At 67.1% G+C, this 22,606-nt stretch carries 17 protein-coding genes, 1 tRNA gene and 1 pseudogene; 7 read left to right on the top strand and 12 right to left on the bottom strand.

The genetic code is table 11. The features are described 5' to 3' along the window. Positions 1-35 precede the first annotated feature (35 nt). Entirely contained in the window at positions 36-929 is an 894-nt protein-coding gene (locus tag ACWGID_RS38105) for a GIY-YIG nuclease family protein (protein ID WP_452204236.1), read from the top strand. A 27-nt stretch (positions 930-956) separates the two neighbouring features. Beyond that, complete coding sequence (locus ACWGID_RS38110; protein WP_452204237.1) at positions 957-1,637, top strand: SecDF P1 head subdomain-containing protein; 681 nt, start codon at positions 957-959, stop codon at positions 1,635-1,637. A gap of 33 nt (positions 1,638-1,670) precedes the next feature. Here ACWGID_RS38110 and ACWGID_RS38115 read toward each other — a convergent pair whose 3' ends face one another. The 3 genes from ACWGID_RS38115 to ACWGID_RS38125 all read right to left on the bottom strand — a co-directional run bounded on the left by ACWGID_RS38115 (position 1,671) and on the right by ACWGID_RS38125 (position 4,168). Then, on the bottom strand, positions 1,671-2,411 hold the full coding sequence (locus ACWGID_RS38115) for a TrmH family RNA methyltransferase (protein ID WP_452204238.1): 741 nt from the start codon (positions 2,409-2,411) through the stop codon (positions 1,671-1,673). Between the two features lie 15 nt (positions 2,412-2,426). After that, positions 2,427-2,723, bottom strand: a complete 297-nt coding sequence (locus tag ACWGID_RS38120; protein WP_452204239.1) for a DUF4287 domain-containing protein — start codon at positions 2,721-2,723, stop codon at positions 2,427-2,429. A gap of 71 nt (positions 2,724-2,794) precedes the next feature. After that, positions 2,795-4,168, bottom strand: a complete 1,374-nt coding sequence (locus tag ACWGID_RS38125; protein ID WP_452204240.1) for a pyridoxal phosphate-dependent decarboxylase family protein — start codon at positions 4,166-4,168, stop codon at positions 2,795-2,797. Between the two features lie 48 nt (positions 4,169-4,216). Here ACWGID_RS38125 and ACWGID_RS38130 point away from each other — a divergent pair, with 48 nt between their 5' ends. Further along, the gene (locus ACWGID_RS38130; RefSeq protein WP_452204241.1) at positions 4,217-5,434 is read left to right on the top strand and encodes an MFS transporter; all 1,218 of its coding nucleotides are present in this window, start codon (positions 4,217-4,219) and stop codon (positions 5,432-5,434) included. Here the strand turns inward: ACWGID_RS38130 and ACWGID_RS38135 are convergent. After that, positions 5,364-6,572 carry an MFS transporter gene (locus tag ACWGID_RS38135; protein WP_452204242.1) on the bottom strand — a complete coding sequence of 403 codons (1,209 nt, stop codon included), beginning with the start codon at positions 6,570-6,572 and terminating at the stop codon, positions 5,364-5,366. The two genes, ACWGID_RS38130 and ACWGID_RS38135, sit on opposite strands and share 71 nt — an antisense overlap. Positions 6,573-6,598: 26 nt before the next feature. Between ACWGID_RS38135 and ACWGID_RS38140 the strand changes: the two genes are divergently transcribed. Then, positions 6,599-6,671: transfer RNA gene (locus tag ACWGID_RS38140), tRNA-Thr, on the top strand. A 54-nt stretch (positions 6,672-6,725) separates the two neighbouring features. On the opposite strand, the gene ACWGID_RS38145 is transcribed toward ACWGID_RS38140, so the two are convergent. From ACWGID_RS38145 to ACWGID_RS38160, 4 genes and pseudogenes are all read right to left on the bottom strand, one after another. Further along, a complete protein-coding gene (locus ACWGID_RS38145; RefSeq protein WP_452204243.1) occupies positions 6,726-7,703 on the bottom strand; it encodes a hypothetical protein in 978 nt (325 codons plus the stop codon). Continuing rightward, positions 7,700-9,001, bottom strand: a complete 1,302-nt coding sequence (locus tag ACWGID_RS38150; protein WP_452204244.1) for an MFS transporter — start codon at positions 8,999-9,001, stop codon at positions 7,700-7,702. The genes ACWGID_RS38145 and ACWGID_RS38150 overlap by 4 nt, the downstream gene beginning before the upstream one ends. A 21-nt stretch (positions 9,002-9,022) precedes the next feature. Beyond that, the gene (locus tag ACWGID_RS38155; protein ID WP_452204245.1) at positions 9,023-9,874 is read right to left on the bottom strand and encodes an alkaline phosphatase family protein; all 852 of its coding nucleotides are present in this window, start codon (positions 9,872-9,874) and stop codon (positions 9,023-9,025) included. A 161-nt stretch (positions 9,875-10,035) separates the two neighbouring features. Beyond that, positions 10,036-11,844: pseudogene (locus ACWGID_RS38160) on the bottom strand (KAP family P-loop NTPase fold protein); the annotation flags it as partial. A 273-nt stretch (positions 11,845-12,117) separates the two neighbouring features. Between ACWGID_RS38160 and ACWGID_RS38165 the strand changes: the two are divergent. Continuing rightward, entirely contained in the window at positions 12,118-14,457 is a 2,340-nt protein-coding gene (locus tag ACWGID_RS38165) for a polysaccharide lyase 8 family protein (protein WP_452204246.1), read from the top strand. 14 nt (positions 14,458-14,471) lie between these two features. On the opposite strand, the gene ACWGID_RS38170 is transcribed toward ACWGID_RS38165, so the two are convergent. Further along, the gene (locus ACWGID_RS38170; protein ID WP_452204247.1) at positions 14,472-15,479 is read right to left on the bottom strand and encodes a LacI family DNA-binding transcriptional regulator; all 1,008 of its coding nucleotides are present in this window, start codon (positions 15,477-15,479) and stop codon (positions 14,472-14,474) included. Between the two features lie 187 nt (positions 15,480-15,666). On the opposite strand from ACWGID_RS38170, the gene ACWGID_RS38175 reads away from it, so the two are divergent. Next, entirely contained in the window at positions 15,667-16,869 is a 1,203-nt protein-coding gene (locus tag ACWGID_RS38175) for an exo-alpha-sialidase (protein ID WP_452204248.1), read from the top strand. Positions 16,870-17,305: 436 nt separating this feature from the next. Here ACWGID_RS38175 and ACWGID_RS38180 read toward each other — a convergent pair whose 3' ends face one another. The 3 genes from ACWGID_RS38180 to ACWGID_RS38190 form a co-directional block, all read right to left on the bottom strand. Continuing rightward, complete coding sequence (locus ACWGID_RS38180; RefSeq protein WP_452204249.1) at positions 17,306-17,692, bottom strand: hypothetical protein; 387 nt, start codon at positions 17,690-17,692, stop codon at positions 17,306-17,308. Between the two features lie 498 nt (positions 17,693-18,190). Next, positions 18,191-19,636 carry an arabinose isomerase gene (locus tag ACWGID_RS38185; protein WP_452204250.1) on the bottom strand — a complete coding sequence of 482 codons (1,446 nt, stop codon included), beginning with the start codon at positions 19,634-19,636 and terminating at the stop codon, positions 18,191-18,193. A 99-nt stretch (positions 19,637-19,735) separates the two neighbouring features. Next, on the bottom strand, positions 19,736-20,758 hold the full coding sequence (locus tag ACWGID_RS38190; protein ID WP_452204251.1) for a LacI family DNA-binding transcriptional regulator: 1,023 nt from the start codon (positions 20,756-20,758) through the stop codon (positions 19,736-19,738). Positions 20,759-21,039: 281 nt separating this feature from the next. On the opposite strand from ACWGID_RS38190, the gene ACWGID_RS38195 reads away from it, so the two are divergent. Continuing rightward, positions 21,040-22,596 carry an ABC transporter substrate-binding protein gene (locus tag ACWGID_RS38195; protein WP_452204252.1) on the top strand — a complete coding sequence of 519 codons (1,557 nt, stop codon included), beginning with the start codon at positions 21,040-21,042 and terminating at the stop codon, positions 22,594-22,596. Positions 22,597-22,606 lie beyond the last annotated feature (10 nt).

Below are 22,606 nucleotides of genomic sequence, written 5' to 3' on the forward strand. Positions count from 1 at the left end.
ATCACTCGGCCGATCGAACCGTGCACACTGGGCTGATGAACCGCAGTATCCGGGAGCTTCCGGACGGGCCCGGTGTCTACCGTTTCCGCGACGACGCCGGCAAGGTGCTGTACGTCGGACGCGCGCGCAACCTGCGGCGTCGAGTGCGCTCGTACTGGGTGCACCTCGGCGACCGTCCGCATCTGGCGCGGATGGTACGGCGGATCGCCCGCGTGGAAGGTGCTTGGTGCGACTCGGAGCACGAGGCGGCCTGGCTCGAACGGAATCTGCTCGAGCACTCCAAGCCGCGCTGGAACCGCACCGAGGGTGGGGCGGAGGTGGTCGGGTACATCCGCCTCGACAGTGGGGCACGACCGGGACTGCGCTTCGAGCACACCGTCGCCGGGAGCGCTCCGCACTTCGGGCCGTACCTCGGTGGACTGCGGATCCGGCAGGCCATCTCCGGTCTGCATCGGGTGCTGCCGCTGCAGTACACGGTCGAAGGTGACGGGTCGGCCGAGGAGTTCGGCCGGTTGTTCGGGATCGGGCCGAAGGACCGCGAGGCGTTGGCGCGGGCCGCGATCGCCGTACTGGAACGCGATCCGGCCGCAATCGGTGCGGTGCGGGACGAGTTGGTACGGCGGCGGGATCGGGCGGCGGGTGAGCTGCGGTACGAGTTCGCGGCGAAGGTGCAGGGGGAGATCGAGGCGCTGGACTGGATCGTCGCCGAGCAGAAGGTCGCGTGGCTCGAGCCGCGGGACGTTGATGTGTACGGGTGGGCGTCGGGGGTGCTCGTGCGGTTCCAGGTGCGGGGCGGGCGGATGTGTACGTGGACGCAGCGGGCGGTGGGGGAGGCGACGGCGCGGGAACGGGTGGCTGCGACGCCTGAGTTGTGGCGGGGGTTCGCGCAGCGGAACGCGGAACTGGCGGCGCGGTTGCTCAAGGAGTGACTTCCTCGTTACTTAGCATGGTGACCCATGACGCAACCGCCGGGCCCGCCGCCGAACGAACCGCCATACCAGGCACCGTCCGGACCGCCGGGGCAGTTGCCGGAGCAGCCGGTCTATCCGCCGCCGTTTCCGTCGCAGCCGCCGGGGCCGCCGCCGCGGTCGAAGGGGTTGTTCCTGCTCGTCGGCGGGTTGGTGCTGCTCCTGGTGATCCTCGTGGTGACCGGTGTGGTGCTGATCGCGACCCAGAACGACAAGCCGGCAGCCAAGACCCCGGCGGTCCGCACGAAACCGTCGGACCCGACCGCGGTCGAGTTCCGCCGAGTGCTGACGGCGAAGCCCGGTATCTGTCCCTCGCCGACTCCCTCGGGTGTGTCCTGCGACGACAAGGGCACCGCTTACACGCTCGGCAAGGTCGAGCTGGACGGCAGCAACGTGTCGGAGGTCAAGGCCGACATGCAGCAGGGATCAACGACCGGCCAGTGGTACGTCGCCCTGAACCTCGACCCGGAGGGCACCAAGCGGTTCGCGCAACTCACCGCGAGCCTCGCCCAGCAGCAACCACCGGCGAATCAGCTGGCGATCGTCGTCCACGACCAGGTGGTCGCGGCGCCGTCGGTGCAGTCGGCGATCCCGGGCGGCAAGATCCAGATCTCCGGCTCCTACACCCGCGAGTCGGCCGAGGAGCTCGCCGCCAAGATCACCGGCTAGCAGCGACGTACTCCGCCTTGCCGCCCGCCGGCGTCAGCGGTTGGTGACCTCGAAGGCGACGACCGCGGCGGCGACGGCGACGTTCAGCGACTCGACGGTCGCGTGCAGCGGGATCTGCAGGTCCGAGTCGGTGGCCACGGTGATGCCGTTCGTCTCGCCGCCGAGCACGTACACCGCCCGCGGTTCGAGCTCGGTCTTGAACAGCGAGTCCTGGGAACGGGCCGAGAGCCCGTAAACGTGGTACCCGGCCGTCCGCAGCAGATCCACTGCGGCCTTCGCGGTGGACGTGTTCACGATCGGCGCCTGGAACGCGACGCCGGCCGACGCCTTGATGACGAGCGGCCCGACGTGCGGCGTACCGGCGCGGGGGAGGATGACGCCGTCGATGCCGGCGCCGGTCGCGGTCCGCAGAATCATTCCGACGTTTCCGGGATTGGTCACGCCGTCGAGCAGGAAAACGTTGGTCGGCCGCTTTCCGCGGTTCCGGACGAACTCCTCCAGCGGCGTCATCCGCGGCGCGTTCACGTCCGCGACCACACCCTGGTCGTGCTTGCCGTTCCCGGCCAGCCACTTCACACGGCTGGCCGTCGCCCGCTCGACCGGCGTGCCGAACCTTTCCGCCGCCCGCAGAATTTCCTGCATCGAGTTTCCGGTCGCGTTGTCCGCGAGCACCACCTTCGCCACCGACAGCTTCGGATCGTGCAACGCCTCCAGTACCGGCTTCCGCCCGTAGACGGTGATCCACTTGTCGCGCGGCGACTTCTTCGCATCCACCCGCCTACGGTAGCGCTACGCGGTCAGCGGGTTGGTTGCCTTCCCGTCCAGCCAGAGCATGTTGCTCGGGTCGGAATGCGTGCCCTTGGTGCCGACGTGCTTGTCGCCGATCTGCGGTCCGTTCTTGATCACGTGCACGAGCGCCATCGCGTGCCCGCGGCCGAGCTCGTAGTCCGCCTTCAGCCAGTCGCAGATCACGCCGGCCTTCACGTCCTTGGCGTCGTACCCCCGGCTCTTCGCCTCGTCGACCAGAACCCGCGGGGTCTTGCCGGTCTTTTCCTCGATCTTGTCCAAGTAGGCCTGGAACGACATGGTGATTTCCTCCTGTGTGGTCGTCGTACACACCTGCGTCGAGCGACTGGCACGGAAATCGACACGGGTTCCTAGGAAAGTTTCCAGCTCCTGAGCACGGCCGCCGCCGACCGGTCGATGTCGTCCGGCCCGGTGGTCCAGTTGGTGACCGAGATCCGCATCGCGGCCTTCCCCTGCCAGGTGGTCCCGGACATCCAGCACGTGCCCTCGTCCTGGACCGTCGTGACGACCCGCCGCGTCACCGTGTCGTCGTCCCCGAACCGGACCAGGACCTGGTTGAGTACGACGTCGTTCAGCACCTCCACACCCTCGGCACGCAGGATGTCGGCGAAGCGGATCGCCATCGCGTGGCAGCGGTCGACGATCTCCGCGATCCCGGAACGGCCGAGGGCGCGAATCGCGGCGTACACCGGGATGCCCCGCGCCCGCCGCGAGAACTCCGGGTTGTAGTCGAGCGAGTCACGCTGCCCGTCCTCGTCCTGGATCAGGTACGCGGCGCGGATCGACATCGCGGCGCGATGCGGCTCGGGGTGCGCGCAGAACACCAGGCCGGAGTCGTACGGCACGTTCAGCCACTTGTGCGCGTCGGTCGCCCACGAATCGGCCTGCTCGGCGCCGTGGAGGAAATGCGTGAGGGACGGACTGACCGCTGCCCACAGCCCGAACGCCGCGTCCACATGCACCCAGGCGTTGTGCGCATGCGCTACCGCACAGATCTCGCCCACCGCGTCGAACGCTCCGGTGTTCACGTTCCCCGCCTGAGCGCAGACGATCTGTGGAGTGTCATGCGCAATTGCTTGCGCAAGCGCGTCGGCCCGCATCCGGCCCTGGTCGTCGACCGGGATCGGCTCGATGCAGTCCGTACCGAGGCCGAGGAACCTGAGCGCTCGATCCACCGTGTCGTGCCGTTCGGCACCCGCGAGCACCCGGATCCGCGGCGCTCCGATCAATCCCTGCCGCTCCACGTCCCACCCGGCGCGCCGCAGTACCTCGTGCCGTGCCGCCGCGAGCCCGGTGAAGTTCGCCATCTGCGCCCCGGTGACGAACCCCACCGACGTCGTCTCCGGCAGCCCGAACAACTCGACCAGCCAGCGCGCCGTGATGTCCTCGACCACGGCCGCCGCGGGCGACGCGGCGTACAGGCCGGCGTTCTGATCCCACGTCGTCGTCAGCCAGTCCGCCGCGAGCGACGCCGGCGTCGCCCCACCGAACACGAACCCGAAGAACCGGCCGCTCCCACTCGGCAACAGCCCGTCCTCGACACCCTCCGCCAGTCGCGCGACCACCTCCCGCGGGTCGCTCGGCCCGGCCGGCAACGCCCCGCCCAACGCCTCCCGCAACTCGTCCGCCGTCGCCCGCGGCCCTACTCGTCGCTCCGGCAACCCCGCCAGATACTTCGTCGCCCGCTCGTACGCCTCACCGAGCGGTCCCTCCCAATCGACCATGTTTCTTTTGTACGCCCTCGGGCCAACGCACCGGCGTACAGTTCGCGCATGCGGATGCGGAGCCACTGGTCGGCGATCGTCGGCTACTCCCTCGTGGGGGCGGCGACCCAGCTGGTCTGGCTGAACTTCGCCGGCGTCACCACGGTGGCCGCCGCCCGGTACGGCGTCTCGGAAAGCGCGATCGGCTGGCTCGCGCAAGTGTTTCCGCTGCTGTACGTCGTGCTCGCGATCCCGTGCGGACTGGCGCTCGACCGCTGGTTCCGCGCCGGGCTGATCGCGGGCGCCGTACTGACCGCCGTCGGCGCCGTCGTGCGGTTGATCGGTGACGACTTCGGTTGGCTGCTCGCGGGCCAGATCCTGGCGTCGATCGCGCAGCCCCTGGTGCTGAACGCGGTCACCGGCATCACCGGCCGCTACCTCGCCGAGAAAGACCGCCCCACCGGCATCGCGGTCGGCACCGCCAGCATCTTCGCCGGCATGGTGATCGCCTTCCTCCTCTCCGCAATCTTCACCACAGAGTCCTCCCTACCGACCATGCTCACGGTCACCGCAGTCTTCTGCGTCCTCGCCGCAGCCGCCCTGGGCATCGCTCTCCGCCACCCGGGAACCTTCGAACCCGCAGCGGAGCATCCGAGGATCGACTCTGCCTCGGGCACTCCTGCAACGCGCCCTGGCCTGGGTGCACTGGCAGCCGTCTGGGGTGACCCGTTGATCCGCCGCCTGTGTGTTCTCGCGGTCTTCCCGTTCGGCGTCTTCGTTGCCATGAGCACCTTCGCACAAGCGCTGCTCGAACCCGCCGGCGTTAGTGGCGGCACCGCCAGCACCATCCTCCTCGTCAACGTCGTCGCCGGCGTCCTCGGCAGCGCCACCATCCCGATCCTGGTCGCCCGCCACCGCGCCGAATCCGCGCTCCTCGTCACCAGCCTGACCGCCACCGCCGCCGCCTGTGTCCTGCTCGCGGTCGCCCCCGGCGTGCTCACCGGTTTCGTCTCGATCACCCTGATCGGTCTGCTCCTCCTCCCCGCCCTCCCGATCGTGCTCGAGCTCGTGGAACGCCGTACCGGAGAAGCCGAAGGCACTGCGGCCGGCCTGATCTGGATGGCCGGCAACCTCGGCGGGCTCGTCGTGGCGGTCATCGTCGGCCTGCTCGTCGACCACCCGACAGCGGCTTTTCTCGTGATGGCCGCGATCGCGCTCATCGCCGTCCCTGGGGCTCGCGCTCTCCGCCGCCCGATCGCCGAACTCCGAGCGCAGTCGCAACCGTAGCCACCAGACCGCCCGCGCCCGCGACGACGAACGTGGTCCGCGCGTTCGTGTGCTGGAGGAGCAGTCCACCGAGGACGTACGAGATCCCGGCCGCCAGCCCGATCGCGCCGTACAGATTCCCGAAGACGCGCGCCCGAAGATGCGCAGGTACGACGCGTTGCAGGTGCGTGTTGACGCCGACGTCGATGCCCGCGATACCGAGCCCGCGGATGATCTGCAGCGCGAGCGCCGCCCAGATCGCCCAGGCCAGCCCGGTGAGGAGGTTGCCCACGCTGCTGACGGCGAACCCGAGGAGCATCAGGGCTGGCATCGTGAACGAGCCCGCGTACCGCGCCAGGATCGCGAACCCGATGACGAGTCCGATACCAACTCCGGCGTACAACGTCGCGGACGCCGAATCGCTCCCGTGCAGCTCGTCCTTCGCGAGGAACACCATCGCGACGTCGTCGACCCCGTTGAACGCGACGACGGCGAAGAAGCCGATCCCGATCACGCGGATCGGGGTCGCCCGCCAGATGTACCCCAGCCCGTCCCGCGCGTCCTTGAACAAGCTATGCCCCGACCGCTCACCGGACTCCAGCCTGGGCAATCGATTGAGCAACGCCGCCGACACGAAGAAGGTCACCGCGTCGATCGCCAGAATCCCGCGGGCGTCGGTCACCAGGAACAGCCCCGCGGCGATCAGTGGACCGATCGCCTCCAGCCCGTTCGTCCCCGCACCGAGCGCCGAGTTCGCCGCCTCGAGCTGCTCGTCCCGCACCAACGCCGGCATCGCACTCCGCGAACTGGCCAGAAACACCTGCGCCGCGACACCCCGCACCGCGACGACGACCAACAACACCGCGAGCGGCGGCAGCGTGACCGCCAGGGCAACCGTCAGCGCACCCTGCACAAGATCACAAGCGACCATCACCCGCTTCAGATCGAACCGATCCCCGATCGCCCCCGCCAACGCCCCGAACAACCCCGGCACGAAGTCCCCCGCCAACAGCAACAACGCCACCGCCAACGCGGCCCCGGTCGACGCCTGCACATACAGCAGCAGCGCCACCAGCCCCACCGAGTCCCCGAGCACCGAAACCGCCCGAGCCCCCCAAAGCCCCCTGAACCCCGCCGACCCGCGCAGCAACCCCCACACAATCCACTACTATGTACCGACACCACGCCGGTGTGGCGCAATTGGCAGCGCACCGCTCTTGTAAAGCGGGGGTTAGGGGTTCGAGTCCCCTCACCGGCTCCGTTCTGTGGGAAAAAATAAGTAGCCGCTTATGATCGTGGGAGCGGCTACTGGTCAGCCGAGTGCGGCTGGGGACTCGGCGTGGGGGATCACGAGGTGTGGGGCGCCGGTGCCATTGGCGGGGACTGACCAGATGTTGGAGTCGTCGGGGCCGTCCGGGACGGCGTAGACGATGGTGTTGGCGTCGAGCCACGCAGGTTGGTCGTCGACGCTGCGGGCTTCGGCGAGTGGGGTTCTCGTCCCTGTGGCCAGGTCAAGGACTGACAGCCTCCATCCCTTCGATGGGGTGTCGTCGATCGCGGACTTGAAGGCGATGCGCTTGCCGTCAGGGGACAAGGACGGGCACTCGACGTTCTTCGCGATGGTGTGGACGGTCTTCGCCGCGATGTCGCCTTCCACCAGGTAGCGGTGTCCGGCGGTGGACATCGTGGCGTAGAAGCGGTTGTCGTCGGCAGCGAAGGTGATGCCCCAGAAGTTGAGGTCGGGAGCGGTGTAGGGGTGGCCGTCCAGCGTCACCGAGAGGAACTCGAGTGAGTCGACCATGTCCTCGGTCTTGAGGTCGATCAAACCGGCCCGGGTGGAGAAGCGGCCGTTGTTGTAGGAGTCGCCGGCGACGAACACCGTCCACGCCACGAGGCGTCCGTCGGCGGAGACTCGCGTGCGGTTCGGTACGCCGACCAACGGGATCGCTTTCTTCACGGTGAGGTTCTGGTCGAGGATGGCGATCTGGAATGTGGCCAGGGCACCGTCCTGGCGCAGACAGGTTCCGGTGCCGCCGGCGGCGTAGACCCGCAGGCAGGTCAGCGCCGACACCGAACGTGGCCCGCCGGGGTTGTCCTTGGCCACCAGAGCAAGGCGGCCCTTGCTGTCCGGTGCAGTACTGCGGAACATGATCCGCGGGCCGGTGAGGCTCAGCGTATTAGCCGCGGCCACCGTCGGCTGCTCGCGGCCGTTCGTGAACACGCCGTACCCGACTGCGACAGTGGCAAGCACTAGCGCGCCGACGAGGACGAGCACTGTCCGCCGCGTCATGCCGACTGCTCCGTGGCGGAGATGCCGCGCAGCAGGAACGCAACCACGAATACGGCCGCGGCAGCCAGCGCCGCTGCGATCCGGGACGCGTCGGCTGGTCCCCAAGCCGTCCAGGCGATCCCGAACAGCACCGAGGAGGCGACGTACGACAAGGCTTGTCCGGTTTGGATCAGGGCGATTCCCGTCGTGCGCAGTCCCTCGGGAAGGACCGGTCCAGCGAGCGCCATCAGCACTCCGTCCGTGGATGCGTAGAACACGCCGTACAGCGCCAGTACGACGACCAGCAAGGGCCAACCGCCGAGCGGCCCGAACAGCAACAGGTACACCAGCATCAGCGCGGTGTAGCCGGCTACGACGACCTTGAGCCGCCCAACCTTGTCGGCCAGGACGCCCAGGGGTGCGGCCAGCAAGAGATAGGAGAGGTTGGTGCCCACGGCGAGCAGCGGGAACCAGGTGATGCTCAATGCTTCGCGGCGTTGGAGCAGGAGATAGACGAAGCCGTCGCCGATGGTGACCAGCCCGGCCAGGCATGCGGCCAGCACGAGCCGTCGTACCCGCGGCATCCGCAGCAGACCGCCCAGAGCCGAGGGGCTCACCGTACTCTTCGGTGCCTGTTCGTTGCGGTGATCGCGCACGAACAGCGCCAGCACGAGTACGCCGAATGCCGCGATGCAGAAGCTCGCCACGAAAACCGCGTCGTACGCCTGGGTGGTGGCCGTCAGGATGCCCAGGGCGACCAGCGGTCCGGCGAACGCCCCGATCGTGTCCATCATCCGGTGGACGCCGAAGGCACGCCCGTACAACTGCGGCGGGGTGGACAACGTGATCAGCGCGTCGCGTGGTGCCGTGCGCAGGCCCTTGCCGGTACGGTCGACCGCGATCACAGCGCCGATCGCGCCGACACTGTTGCCCGCAGCAAGTAGGCCGAGTTTGGCGGCGGCCGACAACCCGTAGCCGAGGCCGGCGATGAACTTGCGCCGGCGTGCTCGGTCGGCGACGTACCCTCCGACCAGCCGAAGGAGTGCGGTCGCGCCGGTGTACGTGCCGTCGACCGCGCCGTACACAGCAGGACTGAGATGCAGTCCGACCATCAGGTAGACGGGCAGCACCGCGGTCACCATCTCCGAGGAGATGTCGGTGATCAGGCTGACGGCGCCGAGCGCGAAGACGTTGCCGCTCAGCAGGAGCAGTGCGCGCCTGCGGGACGGGTCCGCGGTGTGCGGACGGTCGATCGAGGACAGGTACACGAGAGTCACCTCCGACGAGTGGGCGGACACCCGCTCGTGGAACGGGTCCACGAGCGGGTGATTCCGGCGAGATCAGTTCCAGACGTTGGTGATCTCGGACGCCGAGTTGAGGTGGCTCAGTCCGTACGCGCTCTCGATGGTGCTCAGGACGTTGTAGTGGTTGATCTGGTTGGAGAAGGTTCCGACCTGGGTGTGAGCGCCGACGAACGCGGTGAAGATGTGGTTCGACGAACCGCCGTTGTCCTCGTCGAAGGTGATGATCAGCAGGCTGTTGTGGGTCTTCGCCCAGGTCGCGTAGGCGTTCAGGTTGTTCTTCAGCCAGGTGTCACCGGTGCCGACCGAGCAGTCGTGCATGTCGTTGCACATGTTCGGGCTCACGAACGACACGGTCGGGAGGCCGGCGTAGTTGGCCGAGCTCGGGAAGTCGGCGTACATCAGGTTGCTGGACGACGGCACGTTGCTGAAGTTGACCCAGCCGTTGTGCTTGCGCCGATACGTGCCGCTCGAGCAGCCGGTGTAGCCGTCGGAGGGCATGCTTTCGGAGTACCCCTTGAAGGTCTTGCCGGCGCTGATCAGCTGGTTGCCGAGGTTGTCCCCGCTGAACGTGTGCGGGCAGCTGTCATCGGTGACGCCCTGGGTCTTCCCCGAGAAGATGGCCAGGTAGTTGGGCTCGCTGGGGTGAGTGACGCCGTACGCCTGGGTGAACTTCGCCCCCTGGCTCGCGAGGCTGTTGAACGTCGGGGCGCCGGAGCTCCCGTTGATCTGCGAGTACGCGTGGTTCTCGAACATCACCAGCACGATGTGGTCGAACACCGGCACCGTCGTCGCCGCCTGCGCGGTGGGCGAGTGGGTGGTGACTACCATGGCCGACGCGACAACTGCCGCAACCGCCACGACCATGGCCGCGATGCGCTTCCGTATCACGATTCCTCCTCACAGGGATGGACGGCCCTGCTGCACCCCTCAGGGCCGCGCCCAATCCTGCGACCCCCGCACCGCGCGAGTTCCAATCCTGCAAGCACGCCAGATGTTCGCCGGGTAAACAACCGGCGATCACCCAGAGTGAAGATTCAACCACTCCGGGTTCAGGTGGCACCCGCGGAGGAAATCTCGGGGTCGAGGTGGCGGATCAACTCGGCCACGCTCTCCATGCCGAGTACGTCGCGGATCGCGGCCAATCGCAGTTCTCCCTGCGGATCGCTGCCGACGGAGGGCCACATCGTTGCGAACAGGCATGCAGCCGTCTCGGACAAGGTCCACCGTCCACCGCTGATCTGGTCGCGGATCCAGGCCTCGGCTGCCTGTTCGTCGACGATGTGCCACGCCCAGAAGGACCGCCAGAGGATATCGTCGACCGATTGCGCGGACGTCTCTCGCGCGAGCCGCGACGAGACGGCGTCGCGGACCGAGGACTTGTGCTCGTCCAGCCACGGCTGTGCCGTTCCCCGCATGACAGCCTGCGCGACTGCGTTCGTGAGAAGCATCAGGCCGGTATCTGTCGACTTCATACTCTCGATCAGGTCGTGGTGCTCTTTGTCGGGCGACGCGATAACCGCCGGAAGAACCCTTTCGAGGTGCGCCCGGATGGCATCTCGGCTGCTGAGGACGACGTCTGGTTGGTCGGGCAGAGTTTGATACAGATCGACCAGGAACGTGATCAGTGGGGCAATCGGGAAGAGGTCGAGCGGTCGCACGGCATCAAACTTTCGGAGCACCCTTGCCGTGTCATTGACGAGGGCGAACCGGACTGGGGCCTTGAGTTCCGCCCCTCGAAACAGATCGTCAAGAGCCTCGGACACGTCGATGTCGGAGAGGTCGTCGGGTGGAATGCCGATGGCGAAGTACCGGTCGAAGAAGTCCGTGTGGGCGACGCCCTTGCGTCGATGGACGAAGTCCATGGTCGAGTCGTCGACGGGCTGTGACGCGCCTCGCTGAGCGAGGCCGATCCGGGGGAACAGCTGCCCCAGGACGGCGAGCACTGCGCGATGGTCCTCGTTCGCGACTCCCGCTGCGCGCAGACGGTCCTGCCACTTCGAGATCCTGTAGGTGGCGTCGACCTCGATCTCGAAATCGGCGATCTCGTGCCTTCCCGAGATCGTTCCGGTCAGGTCCGCACGGTGCCGAGGGATAAGCCGGTACAGCGCCGGCTCGGCGATGCGCAGCCAGGTGAGCAGCATGAAGTCGGCGAGGTCGACGTCCGTCGCGAGCCGACCGTACAGTGCTTCCAGCTGCGACACATAGCGCCGGATCGCCCGTGGCGTGTTCAGCCGATCGATGAGGTGGTCGTAGTACACGGACGTGAAGCGTTCGACGAGGTCGACCCGGCCGTCGAGGTGCTGAGTCATCAAGAACCGCGCGAGTTCCCGGTTGAGTAGGTCTGATGCGTCCTGGGCGCGCAATGGTGGGATGTCGAGGCGGATCTGGACGATCTTCTCCAGGTAGTCGCGTGCCCGGGCGGTGCTGCGTTCGCGGTCGATCAGGTCCGTGTTCGAGAGCAGGTCGAGGACGGTCTGCTCGTCGTACGCGATGAGGTAGTAGACGTTCGGCAGCCGGCCCGCGACCCGGATGAGCTTGAAGACGAGCAGCAGTTCGGCAGGCGTGAGCCGATCGATGTCGTCGAGCACCATGAGAATCGGCAGACCCGACTTCTCCAGTGCGGTTTCGGCCTTCCGCTTGATGGCGTCGGCGCTCAGGCCGCCCCACTTCTGCGCACTCGCTTGAACGACTTTGCTGGCGTCGACCCCGTGGACCTTCGCCGCCGGGCTGACGGCCAGCGCGAGCTTCGCGATACGTTCCCGCGTCAGGTTCCACTGGTGGTCGTCCGGGAGCGCCTCCCGCAGTTCGTCGAAGAACCCGAGCTGCAGTGTTTCGAGGTCCGAGTACATCCACGGCGTGAACGTCCGTACACGCCACCCAACCGCGAGCCGGCGACCGCTGACCCGCCCGACAGATCACCGCCCCCGGCATCCATGCCGGGGGCGGTGATACGTCTGGGCAGAACCGCTCGACGCCTCTGTGCTAATAGGTATTATCGTCTTGACCTGCGGAGTGGAGCAGGGTTGCATGGGGTGCTCGACCGATGAACGTCGACGTCTCTGAGGTGACTCATGTCCGACCCGTCGTCCACGCCCGGCGTCTCCCGGCGGCATCTCTTGAAGGGGGCCGCGGTGGTTCCGCTCTCTCTCGGAGGTGTGGCCGCCGGACCTCCGGCGCCCGCCTCCGCCAACACGACAGCCACGGCGGCGACTGATTTCGACACCGTCAGACTGCAGTGGCTCGAGACGCTGGTCGCGCCGGATGCCGATGATCCGGTTGTCGCCCAGTACGTGGAGGACTCCGCGGCTCGTGCGGGGGAGCTGTGGCGCACGATGGACACGTCGTCCTCGCGCTCGTATCTGTGGGCTGATCTGGACAGCAGCACGATTCCCGCGGTTCAGCGCAACAACATCGGCAGGTTGCGACAACTCGCGCTGGCGCTCAAATCTCCCGGGTCGAACCTGTCCGGCGACCCCGGCTTGACCGCGGACCTGGTGTCGGCATTCGACTGGTTCCTCGCGAACAAGTACGGGGTGACCGCCATCTACGGCGGCTGGTGGGATTGGCAGATCGGCATCCCGTTGGCACTCAACGATTTCTGCGTCCTGATGTACGACGACCTCTCGGCGGACCGGATCGCCACAGCCATGGCGGCAATCGCGCGCTACGAGCCCGATCCGCGCGTCATCGGGTCGGGGCCGGCCACGAGCGCGAATCTGAACTGGACCTCGGCGGTCACCCTGCTGCGGGGCGCGTTGAGCCGGGACGCGAACACGCTGAGCCTCGCCAAGTCCGCCTGGGCAGGCATGTTTCCGTACTCGAGCAGCGGAGACGGGTTCTACACCGACGGCGGCTTCATCCAGCACAACCATTTCTCGTACAACGGTAGTTACGGCGTCTCGCTGCTGCAGTATCTGACCTACGGCCTCGTCGCGGCGCGCGGGACGGCCTGGGCCTTCACTCCCGAGGCGATCGACCGCGTGATCAATTGGGTGCAGGACAACTACCGGCCCTGGATGTACGACGGGGCGTTCATGGACATGACTCGGGGCCGAGCGCTTTCGCGCTTCTACGAGACGGACCAACGCATCGGCCGGCTCACCACGGCCACCCTGCTCCAACTGGCGCAGGCGTTCCCGGAAGAGCAGGCCCGGGCGCTGAAGTCGCAGGTCAAGGCCTACCTGACCGACGACACGTTCCAGCCGTTCTTCACCTACGACCCCATCCCGATCGAGCAGATCCGGATCCCGTCGATCGTCCAGGCCCGCGCGGTGCTGGCCGACACGTCGATCCCGGCCGCTGACGAACTGGTGACGACAAGGGTCGCCACGTCGATGGCCCGCGCGGTCCACCGGCGACCTGGTTTCGCCTACGCCATCGCGATGAATCGGCACGCCATCTATTCCTTCGAGACCGCGAACCAGGAGAACCTGAAGGGCTGGTACACCGGCGAAGGCGCGGTCTACGTCTACCTGCCGGATCAGCGCGGGCACTGGGCGGACATGTACTGGCCGACGGCTGACAAATCCCGCATCCCCGGAATCACGAGGGACCGTCGTACGCCGCAGCCTGGCGTCGCGCGGTACACCTTCAACGAGTGGGCCGGCGGCGCGGTGCTCGACGACCGCGCCGCGGTGGGCCTGCAGCTGAACCCGAAAGGACAGACGCTGCGCGGCAACAAATCGTGGTTCTGTATGGACGATGCGGTGGTCTGCCTCGGCGCCGGGATCTCCAGCACCGATGGCTACGGCGTCGAGACGGTGATCGAGAACCGGAACGTCGGCGAGTCCGGTACCGCTCGGCTCACCGTCGATGGACGCGCAACGAACTCCGCCCCGGATGCCACCTCGGCTCGCCAGCGCGTGGGTTGGGTCCATCTCGACGAGGTCGGCGGCTACGTCTTCCCGGAGCGGACCGATCTCAACATCCTTCGCGAGGATCGGTCGGGCCGCTGGACCGACATGGACCAGCGTGGGGTCTACGAGGACCCAACGCTCTACACACGGCGCTTCGTGACCCTGTGGGTCGACCACGGCACCGATCCGACCGACGCGCGCTATGCCTACGTGCAGCTACCCGCGGCGTCCCGCGCAGACACCGAACACTTCGCCCGGCGCAACGTGGTGGAAGTGCTGGCGAACACGCCCGCGGTCCAAGCCGCGAAGCACCGCGACCTAGGTCTGACGATGGCGAACTTCTGGGCGCCCGGCACGCCGCCGGTCGGTGGCATCTCCGTCGACCGCACAGCATCGGTGGTTGTCAGTGACCGACGCGATGAGCTCAGCGTGGCCATCTGCGATCCGACACAACTGCTGACCGGCAACGTCACCGTGGAAGTGGCTGTGCCGGCTCGGAAGCACGTCGGCGGTGACGCCAAGGTGCACGCCTCATGTCACCAGTCGTCGGTGTCGCTGACCGTTGACATGACTGGCTCGGCAGGTCGAGCGTACGTCGCTCGCTTCCGCCGCTGAGGCACACGAACCAGTCACCTGGCGGTACTTTCACGCTCGACCAGTTGTGACGTGACGAGCTCGTGGCGTCCAGGTCCTTTGTAACCCTGGACGCGCTCGGTGAGCAGGCGCAGAGCGGTCTGAGCGATGTCGGTCTTGTTCGCCCCGACTGTGGTGAGCGGAGGCCAGAGGTGCCGGGAGACGATGATGTCGTCCCAGCCGGTCACGGCCACCTCGCCTGGTACTGCGATCTGTCGGCTGTGCAGTGCATGCAGGGCTCCCGCGGCGAGTGAGTCGTCCCTGCAAACGATTCCGTCGAGGGTAACGCCGTGGTCGATCGCGTCGATGACGGCTCGGTACCCTTCGTCGGCCGAGTAGTGCTTGACCTGCAGGTAGCGTCGACGGTCTGCTCGCAGACGTGCCGCTTTGAGTGCTTGTCGGTATCCCGCGAAGCGCTGGCCGGTGGTGTGTGTCAGCTCGGGACCTTCGACCCCGAGGAAGGCGATCTGCCGGCATCCTCTGGTGATCAGATGCGTCGTCACCTCGCGCGCAGCGATCTCGTTGTCGATCATGACGTGGTCGATCGCTGCAGGGGCAGGGCCTTCGCCGAGCAGTACCAAGGGAAATCCTGGACTGCGGTCCGCGAGATCGTCGCTGGTCAGGGCTACCGGGTGAAAGATCACGCCGTCGACCAGGCCGCGTTCCCGCTCGTCGAGGATCGCCAACTCGTTGCTGCGATCGCCGTGCGTCTGCTCGATCACCACTCGAAGGTGGAGCTTGCGGGCAGCGCGGTCGAGAAGGTTCGAGATCTCGGCGAAGTAGGGCACCGTGACCGACGAGACCGCGACGGAGATCGTCCCGGTCTGGCCGGTGGCCAGTCGTCGCGCGGTGACGTTGGGGCGGTACCCGAGCTCGTCGATCGCTGCCTGGACGCGGGCGCGCGTCGCCGGCGAGGCGGATCCCGTTCCGTTGACGACGTTCGAGACCGTCTTCATCGAGACCCCCGCGCGGACCGCGACGTCGGTCAACCGCGGCGTACCCATCCGACCTCCCTCGCCGCCTGTGCGGCCGATCGTAGCGGACCGTGCGCGCGCCGGGCGGCAATCAACTGCGGCCATCGTCTTGACAGTGGTACAGCGCTGTACCAGCCTGTCTAGTACAGCGCTGTACCAGCTCTCCGGCCATGCACTCTCGTGCACCGCCCACACCTTCTGACAAGGGAGCCAGACAATGCCGTCACCCGAACGCAGGATCGCCCGCCGTCACGTCCTTGCAGGTTCTGTCGCCGCGATCGGAGCGCCGCTCCTGGCCGGATCACCTGCGCCGGCGCAGGCCGCCGGCAGGTCTCCCCGCCGCGTCGCATCGCTGGAGATGGACGCCTCGAGGTACGTCGAGCTCGACGCCGACTTCCTCAACACGCAAACCGCCCATTACGCGCGGATCAAGCGGATGCGTGACGGTCGCTACATCCTCTTCTACCAAACCTCTCCGCAGGCGTGGAGCATTTACTGGACGACCAGCTCCGATCTGAAGCAGTGGGCCAAGCCGCAGTTGCTGTTCGCAACGCACAAGATCCTCGACGGCGCGGACGACCAGTGCTACTCCTCCGGGGACGCGCGGGTGTTGGACAACGGTGACATCCTCGCGGTGTGCTCGTTCCGGGCGAATCGCGGCTTCAGTACCAACATGAAGCTCGACGGGCTGATGCTGCGCCGCAGTACCGACAACGGCCGGACCTGGCAGCCCGAGCAGGTGATCTATGTCGGCGCCAACTGGGAGCCGTTCGTGCACCAGACCGAGACCGGTGAGGTCCAGGTGTACTTCACCCACACCGCGCCGAAGCGGGTGCTCGAGAACGTCTCGGGGTCGACCGGCGTCGCGATCATCCGATCCCACGACCGAGGCCGGACGTGGACGCCGAACGTGACCGAGTCCCCGTACGCCGCCGATCGCGTTGCTCAGCAGTACACCAAGACCACCGACGCCGGCGTCAAGATGTTCACCGACCAGATGCCCAGTGCGCTGCAGACCCATCCCGGCCGGATCGCGCTCGCGATGGAGTCCCATCTGGCCAACGGTGATTACATGATCTCGTTGGCCTACACCGCGCAAAACTGGCCGGACAAGCTGGGCATGGACGAGACCGGACCGGCCGATCGGCAGAACAACCTCTTCCTCGGCGCCGGCCCGTATCTCGGGCGATTCCGGTCCGGTGAGTCGGTCCTGGCCTACAACCAGGCTTCCCGCCAATACATCCGCCTGGGCGACAGCGAGGCCCGCGACTTCGGCGATGCGGTGGCATTCCTGCCGGGCAAGGGGTACTGGGGCGCGATCGAGGTCACCGGAGACCGAACCCTCGTGACCACGATGGCCAACGTACGGTCCGACGGCAACAAAATCATGATCGGCGTCCTCAGACTGGTCAGACCCTGATCGTCTCGCTGCCGGACCTTTGATGATGGGCCGGATGTTCGGTGGACGCCTGAGGTGTCCTGTGGTTCGGCGGCGAGGAGGACGGCCTGTCGGCTTGCAGTACTACGTCGCCCACCTGTCCGATGACGAGGTTGCGCGGACCGACATGATGCTCGACACCGACATGATTGCCTCGCCCGGCCGGCTGGGCCGTCACGCAGGGACGCCACCTGCACTGGAGCATCACAACGTCATTTCGCGTACCTCGCACAGTGACCACCCGAGCCGACGGGCGAGCCAGGTCGTCCCCGTTCCGGGTGGTCCCTGAAGGACGATGTTCTTGCGGGATCGCAGTCGCTCGATCATCGGCTCGAGGTCGGCGGTCGGGATGAAGCAGCCGTCGTCGCGAACGTGTGCGGCCGGATCCAGTAGATGCCCATGCTCAGCTTGCGCGTGCTCACGGTTGCCCAGGCGTCGAAGGCGGCGACGAGTCGTTCGCGTGTCTCCTCGGTGGCTTCGCGGCGTAGGCGATGGCGGCGCGGGACAGCTCCCACAAGGCGTCGACATCGTGCGGGCCGCGTACGTTCTCCCAGGAGACGAACCACGAGCCGAGATTGTTGACAATTGGTACGCCTGCGAACGTGTGAGGGAAGGGCGGCTCCAGATCGAACTCCTCGCCGTACGCGCGGGCGATGAGGGAACGTGCCTCGGGCCGGAGGCCGCGGTTGAATGTCCCCGGCACCGTGAACGGGCCGACGTCACGCAAGGCCCCGTAGCTGCCGTCGGTCCGGCGATCGGACTGCAGGTACTTGAACAACTGAGGGCGCCCCGAAGCTGCCGCCACGTCCTACACCTTCTCGAGAAGCGCTACGGGAAATGGCGAACAACGTCGTCGCGGCGCCGACCTCGTTCTGGGCTGCCTCTGACAGCTCGCTGCGAGGCACGGCAGTACGCAACCACGTGACTGGCCTCTAATGCAGATGGACCTGACTGTCCGGGTGAAACTCGTACGGCCGCGACCTTGCCGATGTCCAGGGTCTTGTCGGCCCGATTGGGGCAGACCACGACGTCGCCCTCGGTTATCGTGTGCACGAACCGACAAAGAGTCCCGGCGCTGGCTGGGTCGACGGCTCGTCGAGTTCTGGCATCTGCAGCGCTACCGCCGCCTTGAACGCGTCGGGTCGCGCCGGTCTCTGCCAGGTCGCCGACTTCGTCCCAACCGATCCGCACCGCGCGGTCCTTCAGCGGGTCGTATCCGGCTGATCGTTTGCGGATTCCCCAGGCCGTCGGCATGGATCGCCAGAATAGTCCGTGGCGCTGACATGGGTGGATGCTCCAGACGTCACACCTGGCGGAAGTCGATTCCCAGGAGAGAGGCGGCGGCTTTGTAGTTGGCGGCGTGGATGCCGGTGGAGAGGGACCAGTGGTGGCCTACGCCGGTGGCGCTCCAGGCGTCTACCCATTCGCCGGGGTCGCGGCCGAAGTCGACTCGGCTGGTGGTGTTGCCGATCGCGAGGAGTGGGCCGGGGACCACGATGCCTTCGGCTGCGACGAAGGCGAGGGAGCCGTCGCGGTCCTGGCCGAGGCCGAGGAGGGTGACCGGGCCAGGTTGTACGTCGAACTCGACGCTGACGCCCCACCCGCGTTTGCCGTGGTAAACGCCTAGGCCGCGGAGCAGCGGGTCTCGGGAGCTGACGGCGAGGTGCGCGGGGCCGTCGTGGCCCATCTCGACCACGCCGTCGTCGAAGTTGAGTGCCTGGATCTCGCAGAAGGAGCCGCCTGCGCCGGCGACCTCGGTGGCTAGTTGCGCCACCGTGGTCCGCAGCTCGTACTCGCCGGTCGTCGGGATGCCGCGGGCAGTGAGCAGTGAGGCGCCGAGGATCATGCCGGCGCCGATGCGTTCGTGGAGTTCGCCGTCCAGCCCGCGGTGGTAGTAGGCGAGGCTGTCGAGTGCGAAGTCGTCGACGAGCTGGTCGAGCGCGACCGAGACCCGCGCGCCCCAGACGAAGTCTTCGGTCACGACCGAGTCGTCGATCGTGAAGAGTTGTTTGGCGAGCTCGACCCGTTCGGTGGTCGCGGTGTCGTCGACCCGCTCGATCCGTTGCCGCAGGTCATCGAACTCGAGTACTTCGACATGCGACCCGAACGTGGTGGGCAGCAAGGTGAGATCGGTCGAGACGTCGAGCATGCCGGGGTAGACGTGTCCCATGAGCCCATGGCGTGCTTCGCGCAAGGCCGCTCGGATGCGCGCCGCCTCGACCCACTGCGAGATTCGCGCCCAGGCGGCTTCCTGGCGCAGCCACCCGGACACCGATCGGAACTCGATGCCGGCGCGCCGGAACACGTTGCCGACTTCCGGTACCGAGCACTGACCGCAGTACGCGAGCCAGGCGCCGGTGTCGAAGTTCTCGTGGTCCATTCGTGGTGACGGCTGGAGGTCGATGACCAGGACGGGCGCGTGCGAACGCTGCGCGATCGGCAGCACCATCGACGACGTGAGGTACGTGGTCAGGAACAGGACGATCAGGTCGCAGTCGGCCTTGCGGAGCTGTTCGGCCGCCGCGGCGCCTTCGACCGCGTCGGAGATGAACCCGACGTCGGTGACGTCGGCCGACATCTGCTGGAAGCGCTCCGAGACATAGCGCGACGACTCCTGGAGCTGCGGCAACAGGTCCGGGAACTGCGGCCAGTAGGTGCCCAGGCCGCCGGCCACCAACCCGATCCGCGGCCGTCGGCGGACCTTGCGCTGGAGCAGGTTGTCGGCGGTGAGCTCACGCGCTGGGGGCATCGTCGATCCTTGTCCGTCTGAGGGGAATCGTCCGGCGAAATTTGAATCGATTGAAACATCGCTCCACGGCACCCGGCAAGAGGCTGTGGAGTTCGGCGTCTACGCGGACGCCGGCGCGGAATCGCGGATGATCAGGCTCGGCGTGTACAGCACGGTGGTGTGCCGATGAGTCCCTGGACCGGGCGTCGTCTCCTCGAGAAGCATGCGCATAGCGGCCTGGCCGAGCTCGTACTTCGGTTGCTCGACGGTGGTCAGTCCGATGATGCCGTGCGTGGCCGGCTCGAGGTCGCCGTACCCGATCACCGCGACGTCTTCCGGTACCCGTGCGCCGCGATCGTGCAGCCCGAGGACGAGGCCCGCGGCCAACAGGTCGTTGATGCAGAAAACCGCATCCGGCAGGGCGTTGTCGGCCATTTGGCGGCCGATTTCGCGGCCTTCGTCGATCGACATGTCGGTCACCTCGTACTCGACGAGGGTGTCCGGGTCGAGGCCGTTCTCCTCGAAGGCAAGGCGTGCTCCGGTACGCCGGTTCGCGCACTGCGTCACCGTGGTCGAGCCGTTGATCAACGCGATCGAGGCGTGCCCCGTCGACAACAGGTGGTCGACCGCGATCCGGCCGCCCTGTACGTCGTCGATCGCGACCGCGCACCCCTCGGTGGTCGGCACCAACCGGTCGACCAGCACGAGCCGTGAGCCCACCGCCCGCAGCCTGCGGAGCCGGCCCTGGTCTGCCGTGATGGGAACGATGAGTGCGCCCGCGGCACGCTGTTCGGCGAGCATGCTCAGCTGCCGGGCCTCCCGTTCCGGTTCGTCGCGCGTGACGCACAACGCGACCGTGAACCCGGCGTCGTCCGCGGCGTCGGTCACACCGCGCGCGATCTCGGCGTAGAAGGGGTTGGTGATGTCGGGAACCACCAGGCCGACCAGCCGGCTGAGGCCCTGTCGCAGGGTCGCCGCGGCACGGTTGGGAACGAACCCCAGCGCCTCGATGGAGGCGAGGACCTTGGCCTTGGTCTTGGCGGTGACAATTTCCGGACGATTCAAGACATTCGACACGGTGGCGGCCGAGACGCCGGCATGCCGGGCCACCGCGTCGAGCCCGATCGTTGCCTTCCCGGCCACAGAACCCACCTCCGTCGACTGACTGCCCGAACCGGTCGACCATCGTGCCGCACCGTCGTCGCCAGGCGGATAAACCGTATCTCACCAAGGCTCTTGGCCGACTCCACGACGTCCGCCGGAAGGTCGCCGGCGTGGTCGTCCGTGGCTGTCCGACTGTGGACACGACGTTCGGTGGTCACCTCTTGACGCGCCGCTATCGGCCTGGTTCAGTCGTGAATCGATACAAAAACCTCGGTCCCGATGATCAGCCGACGGTCTGCGATCGGTTGCAAGGAGCAACGATGACGCGACATCTTGATCAGGTTCCGCTCTCCAGGAGAGCCGTGCTGGGTGCCGGCCTCGGGGCGGCCGCGACAGCGGCGCTCTCGGGCTGTGTGGGGGCGACGCAGCAGGGCGCGGGCGGCGCCAAGATCGACCACAGTGTGCTGAACCTGGCGCTCGCGGGGGAGCCGGGTTCGTGGAATCCGGCGCTGCTGACCAGTGCGGGTGACGTTCGGTGGCGGTGGATGGCCGTGTACGACACGCTGCTCCGGGCCGAGCCCGGCGGCAAGATCGTTCCAGGTGCGGCCGAGTCGTACGACTTCAGCGACGACGCGAAGACGCTGACCATGAAGCTGCGCCAGGGCATGAAGTTCTCGGACGGCAATCCGGTCGACTCGGCGGCGGTGAAGGCATCGATCGTCAACATGCAGAACGGTGGCGGCACCGACGCGAGCCGGGTGGCAGGGCTGACCATCGAGACGCCGGACGACCTGACCGTCGTACTGAAGTCGCCCGAGCCGAGAGGTCAGCTCCCGGTGTTCATGTCGTTCTCGACCGGCGTGGTTGCGAGTCCGGCCGCGCTGAAGTCGAAGGACGTCGACAACACCCCGGTCAGCTCGGGCCCTTATGTGCTCGACACCGCCAACACGACCAGCGGGTCGGTCTACACCTTCACCAAGCGACCGGATCACTGGGAGGCCTCGCGCTACCCGTACGAGAAGCTCAAGCTGACCGTGATGACCGACGTCAACGCCCGGATCAACGCGCTTCGGACCGGACAGGTCAGCGGCGCCAGCCTGCTGCGGGAAGTCGCGGCCGAGGCGGAGGGCGCCGGGATCAAGGTCACGACGAAGGTGAACAGCTGGTTCGGCCTCTACCTCATGGATCGGAACGGCAAGCGCACCAAGGCGTTGGGGGACAAGCGCGTCCGGCAGGCGATCAACATGGTGTTCAACCGTGAGGAGATCGCCAAAGGCCTCTACCAGGGCGAGGCGACGCCGACGACCCAGATCTTCCACCCGGACTCGCCTGCGTACCTCAAGGACCTCGACTCGCGGTACCCGTACGACGTCGCCAAGGCCAAGCAGCTGATGGCCGACGCCGGGTACGCCGCGGGCTTCAAGCTGACGATTCCGGCCCAGTCCCCGAGCACCGATCAGGCGAACCCGTTGATAATCCAGCAACTCGGGCAGCTGAACATCAAGGTGATCGAGAAACCGTTGTCCGGCCCGAAGGCGATCAACGACATCCTGAGCGGGCAGTTCGACGTGTTGTTCGCGACGATCGGGATGGCCGATCCGCTCTTCGACACGGTCCAGTCGCTGGTGCCGGACGCGGTCTGGAACACCAGCAAAGCCGTGGATCCGCGGCTGAGCGCGATGGTCGCGAAGGCGCAGACCCTGACCGGGGACGCGGCCACGAAGAACTTCCAGGCGATCAACCGTTTCTGCGTCGAGGAGGCGTGGTTCGCGCCGTGGGTGAACGGAAAGTTCTACTTCGGGATCGATCGGAACGACCGGTTGCGCGGAAATTCCGACTATTTCCAGACCACGCCACACCTGTGGGACTTCCAGTGAGCCCGGGTCG

This window comes from Kribbella sp. NPDC054772 (assembly GCF_053611945.1).

Excerpts from the sequence above, each read along its gene's own strand:
- ACWGID_RS38170 (WP_452204247.1), bottom strand. The coding sequence starts at position 15,479 with ATGGGTACGCCGCGGTTGACCGACGTCGCGGTCCGCGCGGGGGTCTCG.
- ACWGID_RS38185 (WP_452204250.1), bottom strand. The coding sequence starts at position 19,636 with ATGCCCCCAGCGCGTGAGCTCACCGCCGACAACCTGCTCCAGCGCAAG.
- ACWGID_RS38105 (WP_452204236.1), top strand. The coding sequence starts at position 36 with ATGAACCGCAGTATCCGGGAGCTTCCGGACGGGCCCGGTGTCTACCGT.
- ACWGID_RS38195 (WP_452204252.1), top strand. The coding sequence starts at position 21,040 with ATGACGCGACATCTTGATCAGGTTCCGCTCTCCAGGAGAGCCGTGCTG.
- ACWGID_RS38120 (WP_452204239.1), bottom strand. The coding sequence starts at position 2,723 with ATGTCGTTCCAGGCCTACTTGGACAAGATCGAGGAAAAGACCGGCAAG.
- ACWGID_RS38125 (WP_452204240.1), bottom strand. The coding sequence starts at position 4,168 with ATGGTCGATTGGGAGGGACCGCTCGGTGAGGCGTACGAGCGGGCGACG.
- ACWGID_RS38130 (WP_452204241.1), top strand. The coding sequence starts at position 4,217 with ATGCGGATGCGGAGCCACTGGTCGGCGATCGTCGGCTACTCCCTCGTG.
- ACWGID_RS38175 (WP_452204248.1), top strand. The coding sequence starts at position 15,667 with ATGCCGTCACCCGAACGCAGGATCGCCCGCCGTCACGTCCTTGCAGGT.
- ACWGID_RS38110 (WP_452204237.1), top strand. The coding sequence starts at position 957 with ATGACGCAACCGCCGGGCCCGCCGCCGAACGAACCGCCATACCAGGCA.
- ACWGID_RS38145 (WP_452204243.1), bottom strand. The coding sequence starts at position 7,703 with ATGACGCGGCGGACAGTGCTCGTCCTCGTCGGCGCGCTAGTGCTTGCC.